Raw genomic sequence first — 23096 nt, forward strand, 5'->3', positions numbered from 1 at the left:
ACATCGTGGCCAAAGTAAGCAAAGCCGTGGCGCTCCATTCATACGGCCCTCCGCTTCGCTCCGGGTTCCCTCACTCCGGCCTTGCTCCCGGGAGGACCGCGCTGAACGCCCCATCCTGGGGCGCAGCGCTTGACGGGCATCCATGCCCGTCACCTCCCTCCGCAAGACCTCCGTTCGGCCTCCTGAAGTCGCGAAGTTACGGGCGGCGCCTGCACTAACGCAGCTAGTCGCTAGTTGCCATTGTGGGAACTCTAGATCAACATCGCGGGGCAAGCCCGCTCTCACATAGTTTAACTATGTGATTCAGCGTGGGAGCGGGCTTGCCCCGCGATAGCGTAATGAAGAACAACATAACAGCCACTAAAAAACCAACATATCTGCTCTTGATCTGCTCTTGATCTGCTCTTGATTTTGCTTCTAAGTGCGCGATAGTTCAGGCGACACAAGTTGCGACTTCAGGAGGCCGAGTGGAGTTCTTGCGTAGTGGGGCGACGGCCATGGATGGCCGTCGAGCGCTGCGCCCCAGGATGGGGCGTACAGCGCGGTACCCACGGGAGCAAGAACGGAGCGAGGGAACCCCGTAGCGAAGCGTAGGGGCCGTATGAACGGAGCCGAACGGTTTTGCCTACTTTTGTCAAGACAAAAGTAGGTCGCCGTTGAACTGACCCCCGAAAGTTGGACAGGTAGCGCTATGCGGCCAGCGCTTGGGTTCGGAATTCTACCGGACTCAAGCCATTCAGTCTGAGACTGATGCGTTCTTGGTTGTAGTAGGCGATGTAATCCTCTAGCCCTGATGCCAGTTGCTCAACACTTTCAAACGATTCCAGGTAAAAAAACTCGCTCTTGAGCGTGCCGAAAAAGCTTTCCATGGCGGCGTTGTCCAGGCAATTGCCCTTACGTGACATGCTCTGCTCGATATTCTTCCCAGCCAGCATATGCCGGTAAGTTGGCTGTTGATATTGCCAGCCTTGATCGGAATGCAGTATCGGTTTGTCACCTGGATTCAGCCGCTCGAAGGCTTGCTCCAGCATTGTCGAAACCATCTTGAACTCAGGACGCCGGTTGATCTGATAAGCAAGGATCTCGCCGTTGTACAGGTCCATCACAGGCGAGAGAAACAGCTTCTGCCCCTTTACCTTGAACTCTGTCACGTCGGTTGCCCATTTCTGATTGGGGGCTTCTGCCTTGAATTTGCGTTTGAGTAGATCAGATGCAACAACCCCCTCGGAGCCTCGGTACGAGCGATATTTCTTAACTTTGACCAGAGATTTGAGGTCCATCAACTGCATCAGTCGCTGCACCTTCTTGTGGTTGACCACCTCGCCATTGTGCCCGAGGACCGCAGTGATACGACGATAGCCGTACCGCCCCTTATGTCCGTGATAGAGGCTGTTGATGCGCTCTTTGAGAGCAGCATGCTTGTCAGCCACCAGCACTTTGCTTTGGTAATAAAAGGTACTGCGTGCCAGCCCTGCAGCACGTAGCAGCAGAGCAAGTCGATGCCCGCGCCTCAATCCTTGGATAGCCTGCGTTTTCTTGCCTGCGCAGTTCGAGGGTCCGCTTGGATCAAGGCATCGAGCTTTTTTAGATAAGCATTCTCCGCGCGCAGGTATTCCAGCTCTTCGAGCATTTGCTTTGGTGTCAGCTCGCTGTCCGCTGGGGTGGGCGGGCTTGTGCTGGACTGTTTTGATGGCTTGCGGGGCATGCTGAACTCTCGGGTACGGCGCGGGTGAAGGGCTTCTACTCCGCCTTTATCGTACAACCTTTTCCATTGCCTGATGCTACTCGGGCCGCGGATATCAAACTGCACGCAAGCTTGCTGGGCGGACAGTCCGTCTTGCTCAATGCACTGCAAAACCTTCAATTTGAACTGCGCGTCGTAGTGGCTGTACTTGGCAATCAAACCGGCTGCACCGTGTTGCTCGTAGCCCTTTACCCAGCGGCGTAACAGCGATGGACTCAGGTCATGCTTGAGCGCCACCTCATGAACACTGCGGGCAGAAAGGCACTCTTCGATGAGTGCCTGCTTGAGTGCCAGGTTGTATTTCGTCATGGAACACCCTCCGGTTGGGGATAAGGTGTCCAACTTTCGGGGGTCAGTTCACGTAAAGGCGAAAGGGTGACTAAATGTCGACATCTTCTACGAATGCGCTCACAAAACCCAAAACAATCGCCCCGAACCCGACCCCTTACCCCCGAAACGCCCGAATAAAAACCCCCACCGCCTCCCGCACATGCGCCTCAGCATCATCCCCCTCCAGCGCCGGCGAGCACCCCAGCAGCAACCGATAATCCGGTGCCCCCTTCACCAGGCAGAAGAAATGCTCCGCCGCCTGCCACGGGTTATCGATCCGCAGCAGCCCCCGCTGATCGACACAACGCAGCAACGCCTCCATCCCACTCATCACCCGCTTGGGCCCCGCCGCGTAGAAGTACTGGCCAAACCCCGGATCCTGGCTGCCCAAGGCAAAGATCAGGCGACTCAGCTTGACGGCCTCATCGCTGCTGATCAAAGCCTGGAAGCCACGCGCAATATTCAGCAGCACGTCTTCCACCGCCACGCCTTCGGGATACTCGAACATCAGGTCAGGCAACTGGTTCTGGCAGGTCGCCATGACCGCCGCGCCGAACAGCGTCTGCTTGTCAGTGAAATGGCTGTAGACGGTGAGCTTTGAAACACCTGCCGCCGCAGCGACCGCATCCATGCTGGTGTTGGCATAACCAAGGCTGAGGAACAGGCGCTTGGCGGCTTCGAGGATGGCCTCGCGCTTGGCCAGGTCCTTGGGCCGGCCGGGGCCGATGGGTGCGTCGTTGGACATGAGGGACCGCATTCTCTGTGAAAGGGGCACATCTTACCGGGTCCGGGGGCAGTCGGCTGCAGCGTACGTCGCACCACTAAATATCGATTTTCTCTGAAGCGCCTGCTTCCCCGACCCGATTCGCTGACTTAATATACTCGCCAGTATAAATATTCGATGCGCCCTCTGCCAAAGGTCATTCATCATGTTGCGTCGTGCGTTGTCCCTCGCCCTGCCGGCCGTTGCCGTGCTGCTGCTCACCGCCTGCGGCCAGGAGGCCGCGCCACCCGCCGCGCCGCGTCCGGCACTGGTGGTCCAACCCCAGCCGGCCGGCGCATCCGCCGACAGCTACCCGGGCGAGGTGCGGGCGCGTTTCGAGCCTGAACTGGCGTTCCGTATCGGAGGCAAGGTCAGCAAACGCCTGGTGGAGGAGGGGCAGCGGGTCAAGGCCGAGCAACCGCTGGCCGAACTCGACCCGCAGGACGTGCGTCTGCAACTGGAGGCCAATCGCGCCCAGCTGGCGGCGGCCGAGGCCAACCTGGCGTTGGTACGTGCCGAGCGCGACCGCTATCAGAAGCTGCTGGATCGGCAGATGGTCAGCCATTCCCAGTTCGACAATGCCGAGAACCTCTACCGGGCTGGCATGGCCCGCCTGAAGCAGGCCAAGGCCGAGTACGAGGTGGCGGGCAACCAGGCCGAGTACGCCGTGCTGCGCGCCCCCCAGGCCGGCGTGATCGCCAAGCGCCAGGTCGAGGTGGGCCAGGTGGTGGCGGCAGGGCAGACCGTGTTCACGCTGGCCGCCGATGGTGAGCGCGAAGTAGCCATCGGCCTGCCGGAGCAGCAGTTCGCTCGCTTCGCCGTCGGGCAGACGGTCAGCGTCGAGCTGTGGTCGCACCCGAACCAGCGTTTCGAAGGGCGGATCCGCGAGCTTTCCCCGGCGGCGGACCCGCGTTCGCGCACCTTCGCCGCGCGCATCGCCTTTACCTCCAACGCCACCCCGGCCGAGCTGGGCCAGAGCGCGCGGGTGTTCATCGACCATGCCGAACGCTCGCCGCTGGCGGTGCCACTGTCGGCGGTGACCGCCGAAGCGGGGCAGGCCTATGTCTGGCGGGTTGGCAAGGACAACCGCCTGGAGCGCGCCGCTGTGCGTCTGGGCGCCTATGGCGCGGACAGCGTGCCGGTACTCGAAGGCCTGCAAGCCAGTGATTGGGTGGTGGCAGCAGGCGGCCATGTGCTGCGCGAGGGGCAACAGGTGCGGCCTGTGGACCGCAGCAACCGTGAAGTGAACCTGGCGGCCAAGGAGTAAGTCCCGATGGGTTTCAACCTTTCCGCCTGGGCGCTGCGCAATCGCCAGATCGTGTTGTTCCTGATGATCCTGCTGGCAGCGATTGGTGCCATGTCGTACACCAAGCTGGGGCAGAGCGAGGATCCGCCCTTCACCTTCAAGGCCATGGTCATCCGTACCCTGTGGCCAGGCGCGACCGCCGAGGAGGTGTCGCGCCAGGTCACCGAGCGTATCGAGAAGAAACTGATGGAGACCGGCGAGTACGAGAAGATCGTCTCGTTCTCCCGACCGGGTGAGTCCCAGGTCACGTTCATGGCCCGTGACGCGATGCATTCCAAGGATATCCCCGAGCTGTGGTACCAGATCCGCAAGAAGGTCGCGGACATCAAGCACACGTTGCCCCCCGAGGCGCAGGGGCCATTCTTCAACGACGAGTTCGGTACCACCTTCGGCAATATCTACGCCCTGACCGGTGCCGGCTTCGACTACGCGGTGCTCAAGGACTACGCCGACCGTATCCAGATCCAGCTGCAGCGGGTCAAGGACGTGGGCAAGGTGGAGCTCGTCGGCCTGCAGGACGAGAAGATCTGGATCGAGCTGTCCAACGTCAAGCTGGCCACCCTCGGGGTGCCGCTCGCCGCCGTGCAGCAGGCACTGCGCGAGCAGAACGCGGTGAGTACCGCAGGCTTCTTCGAAACCCCCAGCGAGCGCCTGCAACTGCGGGTCAGCGGGCGCTTCGACAGCGTCGAACAGATTCGCCAGTTCCCTATCCGCATCGGTGACCGCACCTTCCGTATCGGTGACGTCGCCGAGGTGCTGCGCGGCTTCAATGACCCGCCCGCGCCGCGCATGCGCTTCATGGGCGAGGACGCTATCGGGCTGGCGGTATCGATGAAGGACGGCGGCGACATCCTGGTGCTCGGCAAGGCCCTGGAAGGCGAGTTCGCCCGGCTCGCGCAGAGCCTGCCGGCGGGCATGGAGCTGCGCAAGGTGTCCGACCAGCCGGCGGCAGTGAAGGCCGGGGTCGGTGAGTTCGTCCAGGTGCTGGTCGAGGCCCTGGCCATCGTCCTGCTGGTGAGCTTCTTCTCGCTGGGCCTGCGCACCGGCCTGGTGGTAGCGCTGGCGATCCCGCTGGTGCTGGCCATGACCTTCGCCGCCATGCACTACTTCGGCATCGGCCTGCACAAGATTTCGCTTGGGGCGCTGGTGCTGGCCCTGGGCCTGCTGGTCGACGATGCGATCATCGCGGTGGAGATGATGGCGATCAAGATGGAACAGGGCTACGACCGGCTCAAGGCCGCGAGCTACGCCTGGACCAGCACGGCGTTCCCGATGCTCACCGGCACCCTGATCACCGCGGCGGGCTTCCTGCCGATCGCCACGGCGGCGTCGAGCACAGGGGAATACACCCGTTCGATCTTCCAGGTGGTGACCATTGCCTTGCTCACGTCCTGGGTAGCGGCGGTGGTGTTCGTGCCTTACCTGGGTGAGCGCCTGCTGCCGGACCTGGCCAAGCTCCACGCCGCTCGCCACGGCGCCGACGGGCATGCCCCCGATCCCTATGCGACGCCGTTCTACCAGCGTGTCCGGCGCGTAGTGGAGTGGTGCGTGCGGCGGCGCAAGACGGTGATCGTGCTGACCATCGCCGCATTCGTCGGCAGCATCCTGCTGTTCCGCTTCGTGCCGCAGCAGTTCTTCCCCGCGTCCGGGCGGCCGGAACTGATGGTCGATCTGAAGCTGACCGAAGGCGCTTCGCTGAACAACACCGCCGAGCGGGTCAAGCAGTTGGAGGCCTTGCTCAAGCAGCAGGACGGTATCGCCAACTATGTCGCCTATATCGGCACTGGTTCACCGCGTTTCTACCTGCCGCTGGACCAGCAACTGCCGGCGGCGAGCTTTGCCCAGTTCGTGGTGCTGGCCAAATCGCTGGAGGACCGTGAACGCCTGCGCAGCTGGTTGATCGGCACCCTGGACCAGCAGTTCCCCGACTTGCGCTCACGGGTCACGCGCCTGGAAAACGGCCCGCCCGTAGGCTATCCGGTGCAGTTCCGTGTCACCGGCGAACACATCGAGAAGGTTCGCGCCCTGGCCCGCGAGGTGGCGGCCAAGGTGCGTGAGAACCCGCACGTGGTCAACGTGCACCTGGACTGGGAAGAACCGAGCAAGGCGGTGTACCTGGATATCGACCAGGACCGTGCCCGGGCGCTGGGCGTGAGCACCGCGCACCTGTCGAGCTTCCTGCAGAGTTCGCTGACCGGCAGCAACGTCAGCCAGTACCGCGAAGACAACGAGCTGATCGAGATTCTCCTGCGCGGTACGCCAGAGGAGCGCCGTGAGCTGGGCAACGTGGGCAGCCTGGCGGTGCCCACCGACAACGGCCAGAGCGTGGCCCTGTCGCAGGTGGCGACCCTGGAGTACGGCTTCGAGGAAGGCATCATCTGGCACCGCAACCGCCTGCCCACGGTCACCGTGCGCGCCGATATCTACGACAAGGAACAGCCGGCGACCTTGATCAAGCAGATCCAGCCGACGCTGGCGCAGATCAAGGACGAGCTGCCTGATGGCTACTTGCTCGAGGTGGGCGGCACGGTGGAAGACTCCGAGCGTGGCCAGCGTTCGGTGAACGCCGGCATGCCGCTGTTCATCGTGGTGGTGCTGAGCCTGCTGATGATCCAGCTGCGCAGTTTCTCGCGGATGTTCATGGTGTTCCTCACCGCGCCCCTCGGGCTGATCGGCGTGACCCTGTTCCTGCTGGTGTTCCGCCAGCCGTTCGGGTTTGTCGCCATGCTCGGGACCATCGCCCTGGCCGGCATGATCATGCGCAACTCGGTGATCCTGGTGGACCAGATCGAACAGGACATCGCCGGGGGGATGGAGCGTTGGCAGGCGATCATCGAGGCCACGGTGCGGCGCTTCCGGCCGATCGTGCTGACCGCGCTGGCGGCGGTGCTGGCGATGATTCCGTTGTCGAGGAGTGTGTTCTACGGGCCGATGGCGGTAGCGATCATGGGTGGATTGATCGTCGCCACGGTGCTGACCCTGCTGTTCCTGCCGGCGCTGTATGCGGCGTGGTTCAGGGTCAGGAAAAACTGAGGAACGATCGGGAGGGCTTTGCCCTCCTATCGCCGGCAAGCCGGCTCCCACACGAATTGCGCAGTATCTGTGGGAGCTGGCTTGCCAGCGATAGGGCTGCACAGCAGCCCCACTGGTTTTCAGCTCAACATCACAGCGCGCCGAACACCTTCTTGGCCAGGCTGGTAGCCGCACCGGCCGGGTTCTGGCGAATGCTTTCTTCCTGCTTGCCGATCATTTCGAACAAGCCATCCAGCGCCTTCTCGGTCACATAGTTCTCGATATTGGCGTCATCCTTGATCAGGCCCAGGCCTTTGGCCTGCCCGGCAAAGCTGTTGTACTGCTGGGCCAGGCCGACCTTGTCGGTGGCCTGCTTGACGATCGGCAGGAACTTGGCGCGGATCTGCTCGCGGCTGCTCTTGTTCAGGTACTGGGTGGCCGAGTCCTGGCCGCCGCTGAGGATGCCCTTGGCATCGGTCACGGTCATCTTCTTCACCGCATCCACCAGGATCGCCTGGGCTTGCGGCACGGCAGCCTCGGCGGCCTTGTTCATGCTGGTTTCCAGGGCATCGACCTGGTCACCCTTGCCGAACATCTTCATGGCCTTGGCCGCTTTGCCGAGGTTGCCCGGCAGCTCGATGCGCACGTCCGGGTTGTTGCTGAAGCCGCCGGGGGTGCTCAGCTGCTTGACGGCGATCTGCGCGCCTTGGGTAAGGGCGTCCTTCAGGCCGCCGGAGGCGTCGCTCTGGGACAGGTCGCCGAGCGACAGGGCCAGGGCGCTGGCCGACAACAGCAGGCCGGCGCACAGAGTGGTGAAGCGCAGGGAGGAGCGGATCATGGGGCTTTCCTTATGGGCAGAATGGAGCAGGTTCAGCGTATCGTTTAGTCCGTGATCGGGCCAGTCAGGCAGTCGCCGCAGGTTCTGGTGTTTCATCGCGGTGCAAGGCCACCTGGCGGATCGACAGGCGCAGCTCGGCCGACAGCACGCGCTTGGCCACGCCTTCGGCCAGTTCGGCGAGCTTGTCGTGGTAGCCCAGCTTGCCGGCGCTGTCGGGGCGCAAGACCCCTTCGTGTACCAGCGTCTGGATGAAGTGGCGGAACAGGGTCTTGTCGAAGAACTCGGGCGCATTCAAGCCATGCAGGATCGACAAACGCTGGGCCATCATCACGCACAGCTCCTCCAGTTCCTCGGCGCTCAGCGTGTGCTGGCCGCTGTTGAGCAGCAGCGAAGTGGCCATGTAGAAGCGCTGCAGGGTCTGGGTGATGGTGCGGGCCAGCAGCGTCAGCAGCACGAACTGGCGCGAGCTGGGCGCGGGGCGCATGTAGATGTCTTGTTCCTTGCGCAGCAGCCCCTGTTCGACCAGCGCCGCCAGCCACTGGTCGATCACCTCGTCCAGTTGCTCGGGCGTCCAGCGCAGGAACAGTTCGGCCTGCAGGTACGGATACAACGCCCGCACGTACTGGCCCAGCAGTTCGCGGCTCATGCGCGAGCTGCTGAGGAAGAAGCTCGCCAGCAGCCCCGGCAGGGCGAAGATGTGCAGCACGTTGTTGCGGTAGTAGGTCATCAGTACCGCGTTGGCTTCGTCCAGGTAGAGGATGCGGCCCAGCGCATCCTTCTGCTCGGCGAGCAGGTCCATGCCCAGTACGTGCTCGATAAGTGCCTTGCCGTCACCCTCGGGTAGGGTGGTGTGCGGCGAGTAGGGCACCTGGCGCAGCAGGGCCAGGTACAGGTCGAGCACTCGGGTCAGGGCACGTTCGTCCAGGGCCAGGCGGCTGGTCGACAACAGGGCCAGCGCCACCAGGTTGACCGGGTTGATTGCCGCGGCCTCGTTGAGGTGGCGGGCAACGGTCTCGCCCAGGCGGGTGGTGGTCTCGTTGAGCCAGTCCGGACGGAACTGCGGGGCCAGCGCCTGTTCGCGCCAGCCGGGTTGCTGCTGGTCGAGGAAGCTGTTCAGGCGGATCGGCTCGCCGAAGTTGACGTACACCTGGCCGAAACGCTGCTTGAGCGCGCCGATGACCTTGAAGATGTCGAAGATCGATTCCTTCTTCTTGCTGGCGCCGCGCAGCTCGCCCAGGTAGGTGCGGCCTTCGAGCACCCGCTCGTAGCCGATGTACACCGGCACGAAGACGATCGGCGTGCGCGAGGAGCGCAGGAAGCTGCGCAGGGTGATCGCCAGCATGCCGGTGCGCGGTTGCAGCATGCGCCCGGTACGCGAGCGCCCGCCTTCGACGAAGTACTCCACCGGGAAGCCCTTGGTGAACAGGGTGTGCAGGTATTCGTTGAACACGGCGGTGTACAGCGGGTTGCCCTTGAACGTGCGGCGCATGAAGAACGCCCCGCCGCGACGCAGCAGGCCGCCGATCACCGGCATGTTGAGGTTGATGCCGGCGGCGATGTGCGGCGGCGTCAGGCCGTTGCGGAACAGCAGGTAGGACAGCAGCAGGTAGTCGATATGGCTGCGGTGGCAGGGCACGTAGATCACTTCGTGGCCGGGGGCGATGCCTTGCACCTGCTCGATGTGGTTGACCTTGATGCCGTCGTAGATCTTGTTCCAGAACCAGCTCAGCACCACTTCGAGGAAGCGGATCGCGGTATAGGTGTAGTCCGAGGCGATCTCGTTGCCATAGTGCAGCGCCTTGGCTTCGGCCTTGGCGTAGGGGATCTTCTCGCGGTCGGCCTCGTCGCTGATCGCCTGGCGCACCAGCGGGTCGTGCACCAGCCCTTTGACCAGGTTGCGACGGTGCGAGATGTCCGGCCCGATGACCGCGGTCTTCAGGTTGCGAAAATGCACGCGCATCATGCGTTGGGCCATGCGCACGGTGCGCTCGTGGCCCTTGTTGTGCTGCACCAGTTCGCGCAGGTGGATCGGCGCGGAGAACTGCACCCGGGTCTTGCGCCCGAGGATCAGCACGCTGAGCAGCCGGCGCAAACGGCCGGTGACCGCCCAGCTGTCGGCGAACAGCAGCTTCCACGGGCTCGACTCGCTGGCCGGGGTCTGGCCCCAGAACACGCTGACCGGGATGATCTGCGCGTCTTCTTCGGCATGTTGGCTGATTGCCGCGACCAGGCGCTCTAGGGTGGGCGGCGCGCCGCGTTTGTCCTGGCGGCCGAGCCAGTCGGGGTCTGGGGTCAGGTAGAAGAACGCCGCGGGCTCCTGCAGCGGGCCGACGGCCACGGGCAGTACCGGGCGCGGCAGCCCTGCTTTGGTGCACTCATGGTCGACCACGGCCAGGTCGGTGAGCGACGGCGAGGAGAGGGCATAGAACACCGGTCGGCTGCGGTCGAGCTTGAGCGTCAGCGAGGACTGGTTGATGGTTTCGGAGCGCACCCACAGGTAGAGAACGCGACGCAGGGCGCCGAAGATGAGGCGGCGCAGGGGAGAACGGGTCATGGGGTGGGCCCTGGGTGGAAGTAACGGTGTTTTTTCAGCGCGTTAGTCTGCCGTATCTGCGTAAGTTCAGCAAAATTCCGCCATAAATGCCCCTGTCATGAATTTTTTTTGTTCCCTGTCATATACTCGGCCTGCCGCTTGCAGGATATTCGTGCAAGCTGCGTCGGCGCGGGCGGTGAGCCCATGCCAGCAAGGCGATCTTCAAAATAAAAATCCGGAGTAGTTCAGATGTCGTCTCGTGAGACTGGGAATGTGAAGTGGTTCAACGATGCCAAGGGTTATGGCTTCATTCAGCGCGAAGGTGGTGCGGACGTGTTCGTCCACTATCGGGCTATCCGCGGTGAGGGGCATCGCACCCTGGTCGAGGGACAGCAGGTGGAGTACGCACTCGTGCAGGGCCAGAAAGGCCTGCAGGCAGAGGATGTAGTCGGGCTCTGAGCCTTCCGGCTGCACGCTCAAGCTGCAAGTTGTCCGTGGAACTTGCAGCCTGATGCGAACGGCCTCAGCTGGTACGCCAGGTGATTTCCTCTTCACCGTCGGCGCTGATGCGGATCCAGCGATCGGCATCTTCTTCCCCGTCTTCTTCCGCCCAGCTACCTGGTGCGCAACGCACTTCGACGTTCAGCGCGGCGAATGCCGCACGGGCGCAGGCGATGTCGTCGGCCCAGGGGGTCTGGTCGCTTTCCAGGTACAGGCTGTTCCATTTCCCCACAGCTTTCGGTAACCAGGTGACCGGGATGTTACCGGCCGTGCACTTGAAGGTCTGGCCTTTCTGCTTCCATTCGCTGCACGGGCCCAGGGCCTGGGCCAGCCAGTCGGCGATCTGCTTGTGATCGACCTCGGCGTCCTTGAGGTAGATCTCGATATCGGGTTGACGCATGGGAGGCTCCAGTGTGCTCAGTCTTGGCGCACGAAATAGTCATAACGCATGGAAACGGTGACCACGAAGGGTTCGGGCTGTTCGATCACTTGTGCGCGCTTCTCGGCGCTGGCTCGCCAGCCGTGCGGGGTCATGGCCAGCAGGTCGGCGCGGGCCTTGGCCTCGACCAGGCTCAGGCGGAACTCGAGGATCTCGCTGTGGGCGTGGGTCATGCCTGCCGGGACCAGGGCCAGGTGCTTGTCGTCGGCGTAGGGGCGCACTTCATCGTAGAGCACCTCGCGCAGCTCCATCAGATGACCGCTGGTCGGGCCGACCCGCATCAGGCCGCCGCCCGGAGCGAGCAGGCGTTTGGCCTCCTGCCAGTCGAGCGGGCTGAACACGCTGGCGATGAGGCCGCAGCTGGCATCGGCCATGGGCACGCGGGCCATGCTGGCCACCATCCAGGTCACCTCGGGCGCACGGCGGCAGGCACGCTTGACCGCCTCGCGGGAAATGTCCAGGGCGTAGCCGTCGGCCGCCGGCAGCGCCTGGGCAATCTGCGCGGTGTAGTAGCCTTCGCCGCAGCCGATGTCCAGCCAGGCCTGCGGCTGGCGCTCGGCCGCCAGTTGCGCCAGGCGGCGTGCTACCGGGGCGTAATGGCCGGCATCGAGGAAGTCGCGACGGGCTTCGACCATGGCCTGGTTGTCGCCCGGGTCGCGACTGTTCTTGTGCTGCACCGGCAGCAGGTTCAGGTAGCCCTGGCGGGCGCGGTCGAAACGGTGGCCGGCGGGGCAGGCCACGCCATTGTCGAGCTGCGCCAGGGGCGCCTGGCAGAGAGGGCAGGCGAGCATCAGGCGAGCAACCGCACCAGGGTCTGGTAGTAGATCTCGGTCAGCAGGTCGAGATCGCTGGCCAGGATACGCTCGTCCACCTGGTGGATGGTGGCGTTGACCGGGCCGAGCTCGACCACCTGGGTGCCCATGGTGGCGATGAAGCGGCCATCGGAGGTACCGCCACTGGTCGAGGGTCGGGTCTCGCGGCCAGTGACGGCCTTGATGCTCGACGACACCGCATCGAGCAATTCACCCGGCTCGGTGAGGAACGGCAGGCCCGACAACGCCCAATCAATGCTCCATTCCAGCTGGTGCTTGTCGAGGATCGTCGCGACGCGTTGCTGCAGGCCCTCGACCGTCGATTCGGTGGAGAAGCGGAAGTTGAACAGCGCGGTCAGCTCGCCCGGTACCACGTTGGTGGCGCCAGTGCCGGAGTTGAGGTTGGAGATCTGGAAGCTGGTCGGCGGGAAGAATGCGTTACCTTCGTCCCAGTGCTCGGCGGCAAGTTCCGCCAGGGCCGGCGCGGCCAGGTGGATCGGGTTGCGCGCCAGGTGCGGGTAGGCCACATGGCCCTGCTTGCCGCGCACGGTCAGCTTGGCGCCGAGCGAGCCGCGACGGCCGTTCTTGACCACGTCACCCAGCAGGGTGGTGCTGGACGGCTCGCCGACGATGCACCAGTCCAGGCGCTCGTTGCGCGCCTTCAGGCGCTCGACCACAGCCTTGGTGCCATGGTGGGCCGGGCCTTCCTCGTCGCTGGTGATCAAGAAGGCGACCTTGCCGCGGTGGTTCGGGTAGTCGTGCACAAAGCGCTCGCAGGCCACCACCATCGACGCCAGGCTGCCCTTCATGTCGGCGGCACCACGGCCGCAGAGCATGCCGTCGGCATCGATCAGCGCTTCGAACGGCTCATGCTGCCACTGCTGCACCGGGCCGGTGGGCACCACGTCGGTGTGGCCGGCGAAGCACAGCACAGGACCGTCCTGGGTGCCATGGCTGGCCCAGAAGTTGTCGACGTCTTCGATGCGCATCGGCTCGAGCTGGAAGCCGACGGCGCCCAGGCGGTTCATCATCTGGGCCTGGCAGTCGGCATCGACCGGGGTGACCGACGGACGGCGGATCAGGTCGCAGGCCAGTTGCAGGGTAGGCGAAAGCTCGGCTGGGGCCGTCATTGAAGGACTCCGGGGGCAAGGCAAGGCGGGAAATCTGAGGGGCGTTATCTTATATCAAACACAGGTTGTCGGCACGGCCCAATCGCCGGCAAGCCGGCTCCCACAGGTACCGCGCAGCCCTTGCGGCTGTGGGAGCCGGCTTGCCGGCGATTGGGGCGCAAAGCGCCCCCGGCGATCTCAAGCCTGCTGCGCCTCGGCAGCCTTCTGCGCAGGCTTGGGCAGCGACGACAGCAGCGCCATCACCAACGCCGCCAGGTACGGCAGGGACTGCACCAACAGCATCGCCACCCAGAAGCGCATGTCCGAACTCGGCAGACCCTGCACCAGGTAGATCCCCAGCGCCGCGCCCCACAGCATCAGCATGATGAACAGCTCTTCGCGGGCCTCGGCAATCGCCACCAGCAGACCATGGCTGTCGGCATTCTTCGGCGTGCGGAAGAACGGCATGCTGCTGGTGAAGAAACCGTACAGCACCGCCTTGGCGATGGTATGCGACAGCGCCAGCCCTGCCAAAGCGGCGGCGAAGGCATCCTTCAGGTCGACCCCCACCGCGCGGCGATAGAGGAACAGGATCTTGCCGACCTTGAAGAAGAACAGCGCCAGCGGCGGAATGGCGAACATCATCAGCGGCGGGTCGACCCGATGCGGCACGATGATCATCGCCGCCGACCACAGCAGGGCGCCGACGGTGAAGAAGATGTTCATGCCATCGGCGATCCATGGCAGCCAGCCGGCCAGGAAGTGGTAGCGCTGGCCGCGGGTCAGCTCGCTGCCCTTGCCGCGCAGCAGGGCGCCGGCGTGGTGCTTGATGATCTGAATGGCACCGTAGGCCCAGCGGAAGCGCTGCTTCTTGAAGTCGATGAAGGTATCGGGCATCAGGCCCTTGCCGTAACTGTTGTGGGCGTAGGCCGCCGACAGGCCTTTTTCGAACACCCGCAGGCCCAGTTCGGCGTCTTCGCAGATGCACCACTCGGCCCAGCCTAGCTCCTCGAGCACGCTGCGCCTGGTCATGGTCATGGTGCCGTGCTGGATGATCGCGTCACGGTCGTTGCGGGTGACCATGCCGATATGGAAGAAGCCCTTGTACTCGCTGTAGCACAGCTTCTTGAAGGCGCTTTCGTGCTGGTCGCGGTAGTCCTGCGGCGACTGCACCACGGCGATCTTCGGGTCGGCGAAGTGCGGCACCATGTGTTTTAGCCAGTTGCGGTCGACACAGTAGTCCGAGTCGATCACCGCGATCACCTCGGCGTCCTTGGCGGTGTGCGGGAGCAGGTAGTTCAGGGCGCCGCCCTTGAAGCCGGCCAAGGGCGCGACGTGGAAGAACTTGAAGCGCTCGCCGAGCTTCTCGCAGTGGGCCTTGAGCGGCTCCCACACGGCCGGGTCCTTGGTGTTGTTGTCGATCACCAGCACTTCGTAGTCCGGGTAGTCCAGCGCGGCGAGGGCGTCGAGGGTCTGCTTGACCATCTCCGGCGGCTCGTTGTAGCACGGCACATGCACCGAGACCTTGGGTCGATAGGCGCTGTCGCCCTGCACGGGCAGGAATTCGCGTCGGCGCTTGTGGATCCACACCGCCTCGGCCAGTTCGTGGGCCTCGGTCAGCAGCACGATGAATACCCCGAGGGCGCCCAGTGCCAGCAGCACGCCCACGGTCAGGCTGAACCAGGTGCTGTACTGCTGGCTGTAGTCGTAGGCGATCCATACCAGCACCGACCCGCACAGGAAGGTGATGAAGGTGAGGAAGGTGCGCCCGCGCTGGCGCAGGGCCGAGCCGTCGATCAGCAGGATGGCCAGGGCGATCATCGCCAGCACCACCGAGGCCACGGCCAGGGCGCGCCACTGCGGGATCGCCACGATCGGCCCCTCGAAGTTGAACTTCTGCTGGCGCTCGGCGTTGTAAACGCCCCAGTAGGCGCCCACCGAGCCTTCGTCGCTGGCCTTCCATGGCTGGTCGTAGGCCTCGATGACGAAGTAGTTGTAGCCACGACGGTTGAGGGTGTTGACCAGGGTGCGCAGGTAGATGGCCTGGTCGGCCTGGGTGGCGTCGGCGCCACCGCGCATGCGGCCATTGCTCGGCCAGCCGACCTCCGAGAGCAGCAGCGGTTTGCGCGGGAACTGCTTGCGCAGCTCGCGGGCACGGTCGAGGACGAACTGCACCGAGTCCTTCATGGGCACGAATTCCCAATAGGGCAGGATGTGCGCGGCGATCAGGTCGACGTGTTTCACCAGCTCCGGGTGTTCCTTCCAGATGTGCCACTGCTCACTGGTGGTCACCGGTACCTTCACCGCGGCGCGCACCCGGTCCAGGTAGCCGATCAACTGTTCGGCGGTGACCTCCTCGCGGAACAACGCTTCGTTACCGACCACCACCCGCACCACGCTGCGTGAGGTATTGGCCAGGCCGATGGCCTTCTCGATCTCGCGCTCGTTGCGCTCCTGGTCGTTGCTGATCCAGATGCCTAGGGTCACGCGTAGGCCAAGTTCTTCGGCCAGGCGCGGTACCTCCGCCTGGGTGCCTTCGACGGTGTAGATGCGCACGTTGTCGGTCAGTTTGTTCAGTTGCTCGAGGTCCTGGCGGATCTCGTCCTCGCTGGGGTACTGGCCTTTCTGCGGGCTCTGCCCCAGGCGGAAGGGCGAATAGGAGAAACCGGAAATCTGTTCCGGCCAGGCGGGGGCGGACACCGGGCGGTTGATCAAGGCCCAGAACCCGGTGAACAGCGCGGCGATGGCCAGGACCACCACCAGGTTGAGACCGAATTTACGTGATGACATAGGTGTTCGAGGTTCCGAAGAGGGGAGCGAGGGTCGCTGTCGCAGGCCGTGGGTCCTACAAGTGCCGGAGAAGGTAATCCGTTGGATTATCGACAAGGAATGTAGTTCTGAGGCCGCTCGCTTGTCGTCCAGATATATTTGCTTGATAGGACATTAAAGCAGGGTCGGTAGGTTTTGTTCCAACCCCGGGCCGCTCTGCCACGCCCTTGCGGCGTGTTCATGTGCTGTGCTCCCCCCGGAGCGCATGCCTTGGCATATAATGCGCGCCGGTTTTTTCGAGGTACCCACATGAGCACAGAAGATCCACGCTTCGCCGGCGTCGCCCGGCTCTACGGCGACGACGGCCTGCAGCGCCTGCGCCAGGCCCATGTGGCCATCGTCGGCATCGGCGGGGTCGGCTCATGGGCGGCCGAGGCCCTGGCGCGCAGCGGCGTGGGCGAGATCAGCCTGTTCGACCTCGACGATGTCTGCGTGAGCAACACCAACCGTCAGGCCCACGCCCTCGAAGGGCAGGTGGGCCGCCTCAAGGTGGAGGTGATGGCCGAGCGTCTGCGGGCGATCAACCCGGCCTGCACGGTGCACGCGGTGGCTGATTTCGTCACCCGCGAGACCATGGCCGAGTACATCACCGAGCAGATGGACTGCGTGATCGACTGCATCGACAGCGTGATGGCCAAGGCCGCGCTGATCGCCTGGTGCCGTCGGCGCAAGATCGCCATCGTCACCACCGGTGGCGCCGGCGGGCAGATCGACCCGACCCAGATCCAGGTCGGCGACCTCAACAAGACCTTCAACGACCCGCTGGCTTCACGGGTGCGCTCGACCTTGCGCCGCGACTACAACTTCTCGCGCAACACCAGCCGCAACTATGGCGTGCCGTGCGTGTTCTCCAGCGAACAGCTGCGCTACCCCAAGGGAGACGGTAGTGTGTGCCTGCAGAAGAGCTTTGTCGGTGAAGGCGTGCGCCTGGACTGCGCGGGTGGTTTCGGCGCGGTGATGATGGTGACCGCGACCTTCGGCATGGTGGCGGCGAGCAAGGCCGTTGAAAAACTGGTGGCCGGGGCGCGGCGCCCTTCGGAGCGGGTCAAGGCTGATTAGGCTATCGCGGGGCAGCGATTCAGACCTGGGTGGCCAGTTCGGCCATCCTCAGTAGCACCGCATGCAGCCCATTGCTGCGCGACGGTGACAACTGCCGCTCCAGCCCCAGTTGGGTAAACCAGGCGCTCAGGTCGAGCGCTGCCAACTGATCGCTGGCCAAGCCTTGTACTCGCACAAGAAGAAGTGCCAGCAACCCCCGCAGCATCCGCGCATCGCTGCCTGCCTTGAACCGCCACTGGCCGTCGTCCTGCACCGCCACCAGCCATACCAGGCTCTCGCAGCCATGCACCCGGTTGGCTTCGGTCTTTTCGCTGTCGCCCAGTGGCTCCAGGCGGTCACCCCACTGCATCAGCAACCGCGCCCGCTGCTCCCAGCCACGCGCCTGTTCGAAAGCTTCCAGCGCTTGGCTGGCCTGTGGCGAAAGGTTCATCGCAACAGCTCCAGGCCTTTGTCGAGCGCCTCGAAGAAGCGCTGCAGGTCGTCGCTGTCGGAGTACAGCCCCAGCGATACGCGAATCGCGCCATCGAGCCCCAGGTGCCTGAGCAGTGGCATGGCGCAATGGTGCCCGGCGCGCACGGCGATGCCCTGCTCGGTCAGCAGGTGGGCGATATCGGCGTTGTGCACGCCATCGATGACGAAACTGGCCAAAGCCGCCTCGGGTGAGCCGAGCAGGCGAACCCCCTCGCGATCGGTCAGGCCACGTACCAGATACTGGTGCAGGCTGGTTTCATGGGCAGCCACGGCATGGATGTCGAGGCTGGCCAGGTAGTCCAGGGTGGCGCCCAGGCCAATCACCCCGGCAATCGGCGGGGTGCCGGCTTCGAAACCCAGTGGCGCGGGACGGAAGCTGGCGCTCTGGTAGTCCGCCATCTGCACCATTTCTCCGCCGTATTGCCAGTGACGCAGCAACGCCAGCGCATCCTGACGGCCGTAAAGTACGCCCACCCCGTCGGGACCATAGAGTTTGTGACTGGAGAACACATAGAAGTCGCACGCCAGTTGCTGCACGTCATGCCGGCCATGGACCACGCCCTGGGCGCCATCGACGACACTCAGCGCGCCCTGTGCGCGGGCATGTGCCAGCAACGGCGCCAGCGGTTGCCAGGTACCCAGCACGTTGGACAGTTGGCTGATCGCCAGCAGGCGAGTGCGCGGGCCGATCAGTTGCAGGGCCTGCTCCAGGTCGACATGCCCCTGGTCAGTGACCGGCAGGACCACCAGTCGCAGGTTGCGGCGGTGCGCCAGTTGTTGCCAGGGCAGCAGGTTGGCGTGGTGCTCCAGGCCGCTGACGGCGATTTCGTCACCTGCCTCGAAGCGATGTTCCAGGCCATAGGCCAGCAGGTTCAAGGCCGAGGTCGCGCCATGGGTGAATACGATCTGGCGCGCATCGGCTGCATTGAGCCAGGCGGCGACCTTGTCCCGTGTACCCTCGAACGCCTGTGTCGCCAAGGCACCGGGCAGGTGCTGGGCGCGGTGCACGTTGGCTGCGCCATGGCCGTAGTAATGGCTCAGGGCATCGAGCAGGGCCTGGGGTTTCTGCGTGGTGGCGGCGCTGTCCAGGTAGGTCTGGTGCTGCCGTTGCAGGGCGGCGATGGCCGGGAAATCGGTACGCCAGGGGGAGGGCTGGAACATGTTCGCGGGGCCTGGAATGAAAAATCGGGTCTGCCCGTAGGAGCAGACCCGATCTTATCACCTCAAACCCAGGCAGAGCCTCAGTTGTGAGCGTGCAGTGCCTCGTTCAGCTCGATGGCCGACTTGTGGGTCTTGCACTCCACGGCGCCATTGAGCGAGTTGCGGCGGAACAGCAGGTCGGTCTGGCCGGCCAGATCGCGCGCCTTGACCACCTTGACCAGCTGGTTGTTCTCGTCCAGCAGGTTCACCTTGGTGCCGGCAGTGATGTACAGGCCGGCTTCGACGGTGTTGCGGTCGCCCAGCGGGATGCCGATGCCGGCGTTGGCGCCGATCAGGCAGCCTTCGCCGACCTTGATGACGATGTTGCCACCGCCGGACAGTGTGCCCATGGTCGAGCAGCCGCCGCCCAGGTCGGAGCCTTTGCCGACGAACACGCCAGCGGAGACGCGGCCTTCGATCATGCCCGGGCCTTCGGTGCCGGCGTTAAAGTTGACGAAGCCTTCGTGCATGATGGTGGTGCCTTCGCCAATGTAGGCGCCCAGGCGCACACGGGCGGTGTCGGCGATGCGCACGCCGGCTGGCACCACGTAGTCGGTCATCTTCGGGAACTTGTCCACCGAGAACACTTCCAGCAGTTCGCCTTTCAGGCGCGCTTCCAGTTGCCGCTCGGCGAGCTCCGCCAGATCGACGGCGCCCTGGTTGGTCCAGGCGACGTTGGGCAGCAGCGGGAAGATGCCGGCCAGCGACACACCGTGCGGCTTGACCAGGCGGTGCGACAGCAGGTGCAGCTTGAGGTAGGCCTCGGGGGTGGAGGCCAGGGCGCCGTCTTCGGCCAGCAGGGTGGCGACCAGCGGCTTGTGGCTTTCGGCCAGGCGGGTCAGCAGGGCGGCCTGGGCGGCGTCGACGCCCTTGAGCGCGTCGGCCAGCTGGGCGGCCTGGGCGGTGCTGAAGGCGATGGCCTGGTTGCCACCTTCATAACCGAGAACCGGCGCGATGGCCGCGACCAGTTCGGCGGACGGCTTGAGCACAGGCTGTGCGTAGAAGACTTCCAGCCAGGCGCCCTGGCGGTTCTGGGTGCCGACACCGAAGGCCAGGCTGAACAGCGATTGAGACATGCGATTACCTCATGCGAAAAGGGGATGGAGCGTAATGCGTGATCAGGCCAGCGCCGCCGCGTACAGGTCGGGCTTGAAGCCGACCAGCGTGCGCTCGCCGAGGTCGAGCACCGGGCGCTTGATCATCGACGGTTGGGCGACCATCAGTTCGACGGCCTTGGCCTGGTCGAGGTCGGCCTTGCTGGCGTCGTCGAGCTTGCGGAAGGTGGTCCCGGCGCGGTTCAGCACGACTTCCCAGCCATGCTCGTCGCACCAGCGGTTCAGGCTGTCGCGGTCGATGCCCTGGGTCTTGTAGTCGTGGAAGTCGTAGCCAATGGCCTTTTCTTCAAGCCAGGTACGGGCCTTTTTCATGGTGTCGCAGGCTTTGATGCCGTAGAGAGTGTAAGCCATTGAAATGCCTGGGGCTGCCGGGCCGGGCCTGGCGTCCCCGATACTCCTTGAAGATTGGGTGGCAGCGATTATGCGGTATCGATGGGGTTGGCGCCACGGCTGCGGGCCCGAAGGTAGGGGGGATGTATGTCACATCATCTCAAGTAGCATTGTGTTACATATTCTGCGGTGGGTTGCGACTAATGTGCAGCGGTCCACAATAGAAGGTCCTCGCTAACATATTGTTTCAATGGCGATGTTTCGCCTTGCTGTCGTTTCTCCGATTACACAGGAAGCTTGCCGATGCAGTCAGCCTATACCGTTCTTATCCTGCTGATGCTGGTGAGCGTGTCGAAACTGGTAGGGCGCGTGTTGCCGCTGCCGCTGCCGCTGGTCCAGATCGGCGCGGGCGCCTTGCTGGCCTGGCCAACCCTGGGCTTGCATGTGGCGCTGGACCCGGAGCTGTTCCTGTTCCTGTTCTTGCCGCCGTTGCTGTTCGCCGATGGCTGGCGCATGCCCAAGCGCGAGCTGTGGCGCATACGCGGGCCGGTGGTGGCACTGGCGGTGGGGCTGGTGCTGTTCACCGTGGTCGGCGCCGGGTACTTCATCCACTGGCTGCTGCCGAGCATTCCCCTGCCGGTGGCCTTTGCCCTGGCGGCGGTGCTGTCGCCCACCGATGCCGTGGCGGTCTCGGCCATCACCCAGGACCGCCTGCCCACGCCCCTGATGCACATGCTCCAAGGCGAGGCGTTGATGAATGACGCCTCGGGCCTGGTGACCTTCAAGTTCGCCCTGGCCGCCGCCATCACCGGCGTGTTTTCGCTGACCGAGGCCAGCCTGACCTTCGTGCTCGTCGCCCTTGGTGGCCTGGCGGTGGGTGTGGCACTGAGCTGGCTGGTAGGGCGCCTGCGCATGTGGATGATCACCCGCGGCTGGGACGATCCGGCCACCCACGTGGTGTTCATGCTGCTGCTGCCGTTCGCCGCCTACGTGCTGGCCGAGCGCCTGGGCGTGTCGGGCATCCTCTCGGCGGTGGCCGCGGGCATGATGCAGAGCTGGCTCGACCTGCTGCCGCGCCAGACCAGCACCCGCCTGCTCAATCGCAGTGTCTGGTCGTTGCTGGAGTTCGCCTTCAATGGCCTGATCTTCCTGCTGCTGGGCCTGCAGTTGCCGGACATCATCAAGGCGGTGGTCACCGACGAGGCAACTGTCTGGCCGACCCTGGCCTGGCGCTGCCTGGATGTGGTGGCGATCTTCGCCGCACTGGTGCTGCTGCGCTTTGTCTGGGTGCAGAGCATCTGGCGCGCTATCGGCGTGGTGCGGCGCTGGCGCGGCAAGCCGACGCTGGTACTGATGCCGACCGCGCGCTCCTGCTGGCTGCTGACCTTCGGTGGCGTGCGCGGGGCGGTGACCTTGGCGGGCGTGATGTCGGTGCCGCTGCTGATGGGAGCGGGCAAGGCCTTCCCCGAGCGCGACCTGCTGATCTTCATCGCCGCCGGGGTGATCCTGCTTTCGCTGGTCAGCGCGGTGATTGCCCTGCCGATTTTGCTACGTGGCGTTACCAAGAGTCCCGATGAGCGCTTGCACCAGGAGGTGCAGGAGGCCTGGCGGCGCACCGCCGAAGCGGCTATCCATGCCCTGGAAGCCGAGGAAGTCATTGATGCCAACGCGCCCCAGGACGCCGCCCAGGCCACCCTGGCCACCGAGCTGAAAGCGCGGTTGATGGCCGAATACCGGGATGAACTGGACAGCTACAACGACACTGCCGAGGCTCGCGCGCTAGCCGAACAGATGGACCTGCTGGAGCGGCGTTTGCGGCTGCGTGCACTGCGCGCCCAGCGCCTTGAGTTGTATGAGCTGCACCGCCAGCACCTGGTGGGAGATGAGGTCGTGCGCCAAGTGCTGGGGGAGCTGGACATGAGCGAGGCCAACCTTGGACAGGTCCGATAGCCGGGTCAGTGCGGATATGCCAGCCGTATGAGCATCAGGTCCTTGTTGCTGAGCTGGTTGTTGTCGCCCACTTCCCAGTCACCCAGGGTGAAGGCCTGCTGGATCGGGTAGTGCATGACCGAGGTGGGGTCGTAGGCGACTTTCAGCAAGCCCGTATCACTACGTCTGTTGATCATCTCTTCCATGATTTCGGCATCGGACCAACCTTGGGTCGCGGCAACGATGCGCAGCACCTCGGGGACATTCCATGGAATGTTCGAATCGGGATGCTGGTGTTCATGTTCCAGCCCCAGGGCATGGCCAAACTCGTGCAGAACCGTTTGCCGGAAAGCCGCATCGCGGGGCCTCACGTTCAACCTCATGGTTTCACCAGGTTCGGTCAGGGCTGCGGTACCCACTGCGGATTCGTTGTAAGGCGAGTGGCGGCTGGTGAGGATCCTGATCTGCGCCCGAGGGTCGTTGTCGCGGGCGCGGGAAAGGCTCAGGTTTGCGCCTGAAAGCGTTATCCATTCCCGGGCGGTCTTGAAGATCGCTCGTTTGAGCCGCCAACGGGGCTTGCCGATGAACGAGACCCGCAGGACGCTGCCTGGCGCCCAAAGCTTGTCGATAGTGGCGACGGCGCGTATCTGTCGTCCGCTTCTGCTGCTGCCGGTTTGTTGCTCATCGGGTCGGGCGGGGGCAGCGGCTCTACGGCGGCGGGGATAGCCTGGGTCGTGCATGAGGAGACTCCTTGAAAAAGAACAGGAGTCTCCTTG

The 23096-nt window shown here is 64.2% G+C and carries 18 protein-coding genes; 5 read left to right on the forward strand and 13 right to left on the reverse strand.

Translation table 11 applies throughout. The features are described 5' to 3' along the window. Nucleotides 1–689: 689 nt before the first annotated feature. Nucleotides 690–2053 (reverse strand): IS3 family transposase gene (locus tag AAHK21_RS19290; RefSeq protein ID WP_367856463.1). Its coding sequence is split into 2 segments (ribosomal slippage): nucleotides 690–1588 and nucleotides 1588–2053, totalling 1365 coding nucleotides; the frame shifts between segments, so codons are not numbered across the junction. A gap of 136 nt (nucleotides 2054–2189) precedes the next feature. Continuing rightward, nucleotides 2190–2831, reverse strand: a complete 642-nt coding sequence (locus tag AAHK21_RS19295) for a TetR/AcrR family transcriptional regulator (protein WP_367859008.1) — start codon at nucleotides 2829–2831, stop codon at nucleotides 2190–2192. Between the two features lie 172 nt (nucleotides 2832–3003). Between AAHK21_RS19295 and AAHK21_RS19300 the strand changes: the two genes are divergently transcribed. After that, the gene (locus AAHK21_RS19300; protein ID WP_367858070.1) at nucleotides 3004–4104 is read left to right on the forward strand and encodes an efflux RND transporter periplasmic adaptor subunit; all 1101 of its coding nucleotides are present in this window, start codon (nucleotides 3004–3006) and stop codon (nucleotides 4102–4104) included. A gap of 6 nt (nucleotides 4105–4110) precedes the next feature. Beyond that, the gene (locus AAHK21_RS19305) at nucleotides 4111–7176 is read left to right on the forward strand and encodes an efflux RND transporter permease subunit (protein WP_367858071.1); all 3066 of its coding nucleotides are present in this window, start codon (nucleotides 4111–4113) and stop codon (nucleotides 7174–7176) included. 130 nt (nucleotides 7177–7306) lie between these two features. On the opposite strand, the gene AAHK21_RS19310 is transcribed toward AAHK21_RS19305, so the two are convergent. Further along, nucleotides 7307–7993 (reverse strand): DUF4197 domain-containing protein, encoded by a 687-nt coding sequence (locus AAHK21_RS19310; protein ID WP_023631317.1) that lies wholly within the window; start codon nucleotides 7991–7993, stop codon nucleotides 7307–7309. 64 nt (nucleotides 7994–8057) lie between these two features. Continuing rightward, entirely contained in the window at nucleotides 8058–10547 is a 2490-nt protein-coding gene (gene plsB, locus AAHK21_RS19315; protein ID WP_367858072.1) for a glycerol-3-phosphate 1-O-acyltransferase PlsB, read from the reverse strand. 228 nt (nucleotides 10548–10775) lie between these two features. On the opposite strand from plsB, the gene AAHK21_RS19320 reads away from it, so the two are divergent. Further along, nucleotides 10776–10985, forward strand: coding sequence for a cold-shock protein (locus tag AAHK21_RS19320; protein WP_011535295.1), 210 nt, complete (start codon nucleotides 10776–10778; stop codon nucleotides 10983–10985). A 64-nt stretch (nucleotides 10986–11049) separates the two neighbouring features. Here AAHK21_RS19320 and AAHK21_RS19325 read toward each other — a convergent pair whose 3' ends face one another. The 4 genes from AAHK21_RS19325 to AAHK21_RS19340 form a co-directional block, all read right to left on the reverse strand. Further along, on the reverse strand, nucleotides 11050–11427 hold the full coding sequence (locus tag AAHK21_RS19325) for a hypothetical protein (RefSeq protein WP_367858073.1): 378 nt from the start codon (nucleotides 11425–11427) through the stop codon (nucleotides 11050–11052). 17 nt (nucleotides 11428–11444) lie between these two features. Beyond that, entirely contained in the window at nucleotides 11445–12257 is an 813-nt protein-coding gene (locus AAHK21_RS19330) for a putative RNA methyltransferase (RefSeq protein ID WP_367858074.1), read from the reverse strand. Further along, nucleotides 12257–13408 carry a succinyl-diaminopimelate desuccinylase gene (dapE, locus tag AAHK21_RS19335; RefSeq protein ID WP_046854384.1) on the reverse strand — a complete coding sequence of 384 codons (1152 nt, stop codon included), beginning with the start codon at nucleotides 13406–13408 and terminating at the stop codon, nucleotides 12257–12259. Before dapE ends, AAHK21_RS19330 begins: the two co-directional genes overlap by 1 nt. 177 nt (nucleotides 13409–13585) lie before the next feature. Continuing rightward, nucleotides 13586–16177, reverse strand: a complete 2592-nt coding sequence (locus AAHK21_RS19340) for a glycosyltransferase (protein WP_367858075.1) — start codon at nucleotides 16175–16177, stop codon at nucleotides 13586–13588. 288 nt (nucleotides 16178–16465) lie between these two features. Between AAHK21_RS19340 and tcdA the strand changes: the two genes are divergently transcribed. Further along, nucleotides 16466–17275 (forward strand): tRNA cyclic N6-threonylcarbamoyladenosine(37) synthase TcdA, encoded by an 810-nt coding sequence (gene tcdA, locus AAHK21_RS19345; RefSeq protein ID WP_038706694.1) that lies wholly within the window; start codon nucleotides 16466–16468, stop codon nucleotides 17273–17275. Between the two features lie 19 nt (nucleotides 17276–17294). Here tcdA and AAHK21_RS19350 read toward each other — a convergent pair whose 3' ends face one another. The 4 genes from AAHK21_RS19350 to AAHK21_RS19365 all read right to left on the reverse strand — a co-directional run bounded on the left by AAHK21_RS19350 (nucleotide 17295) and on the right by AAHK21_RS19365 (nucleotide 20412). Next, nucleotides 17295–17705 carry a SufE family protein gene (locus AAHK21_RS19350; protein ID WP_367858076.1) on the reverse strand — a complete coding sequence of 137 codons (411 nt, stop codon included), beginning with the start codon at nucleotides 17703–17705 and terminating at the stop codon, nucleotides 17295–17297. After that, nucleotides 17702–18907: a cysteine desulfurase gene (locus AAHK21_RS19355; RefSeq protein WP_367858077.1), complete on the reverse strand. Its 1206-nt coding sequence runs from the start codon at nucleotides 18905–18907 to the stop codon at nucleotides 17702–17704. Before AAHK21_RS19355 ends, AAHK21_RS19350 begins: the two co-directional genes overlap by 4 nt. An 80-nt stretch (nucleotides 18908–18987) precedes the next feature. After that, the gene (gene dapD / locus AAHK21_RS19360) at nucleotides 18988–20022 is read right to left on the reverse strand and encodes a 2,3,4,5-tetrahydropyridine-2,6-dicarboxylate N-succinyltransferase (protein ID WP_110701871.1); all 1035 of its coding nucleotides are present in this window, start codon (nucleotides 20020–20022) and stop codon (nucleotides 18988–18990) included. A 42-nt stretch (nucleotides 20023–20064) separates the two neighbouring features. Further along, complete coding sequence (locus tag AAHK21_RS19365) at nucleotides 20065–20412, reverse strand: ArsC family reductase (protein ID WP_046854389.1); 348 nt, start codon at nucleotides 20410–20412, stop codon at nucleotides 20065–20067. 282 nt (nucleotides 20413–20694) lie between these two features. Here AAHK21_RS19365 and AAHK21_RS19370 point away from each other — a divergent pair, with 282 nt between their 5' ends. Then, on the forward strand, nucleotides 20695–22341 hold the full coding sequence (locus tag AAHK21_RS19370) for a Na+/H+ antiporter (protein WP_046854390.1): 1647 nt from the start codon (nucleotides 20695–20697) through the stop codon (nucleotides 22339–22341). Between the two features lie 5 nt (nucleotides 22342–22346). Here AAHK21_RS19370 and AAHK21_RS19375 read toward each other — a convergent pair whose 3' ends face one another. Beyond that, on the reverse strand, nucleotides 22347–23060 hold the full coding sequence (locus tag AAHK21_RS19375; protein ID WP_367858078.1) for a M12 family metallopeptidase: 714 nt from the start codon (nucleotides 23058–23060) through the stop codon (nucleotides 22347–22349). Nucleotides 23061–23096: the final 36 nt, after the last annotated feature.

It is taken from the genome of Pseudomonas sp. TE50-2 (assembly GCF_040813665.1).
GTDB classification, from domain to species: Bacteria; Pseudomonadota; Gammaproteobacteria; order Pseudomonadales; family Pseudomonadaceae; genus Aquipseudomonas; species Aquipseudomonas soli.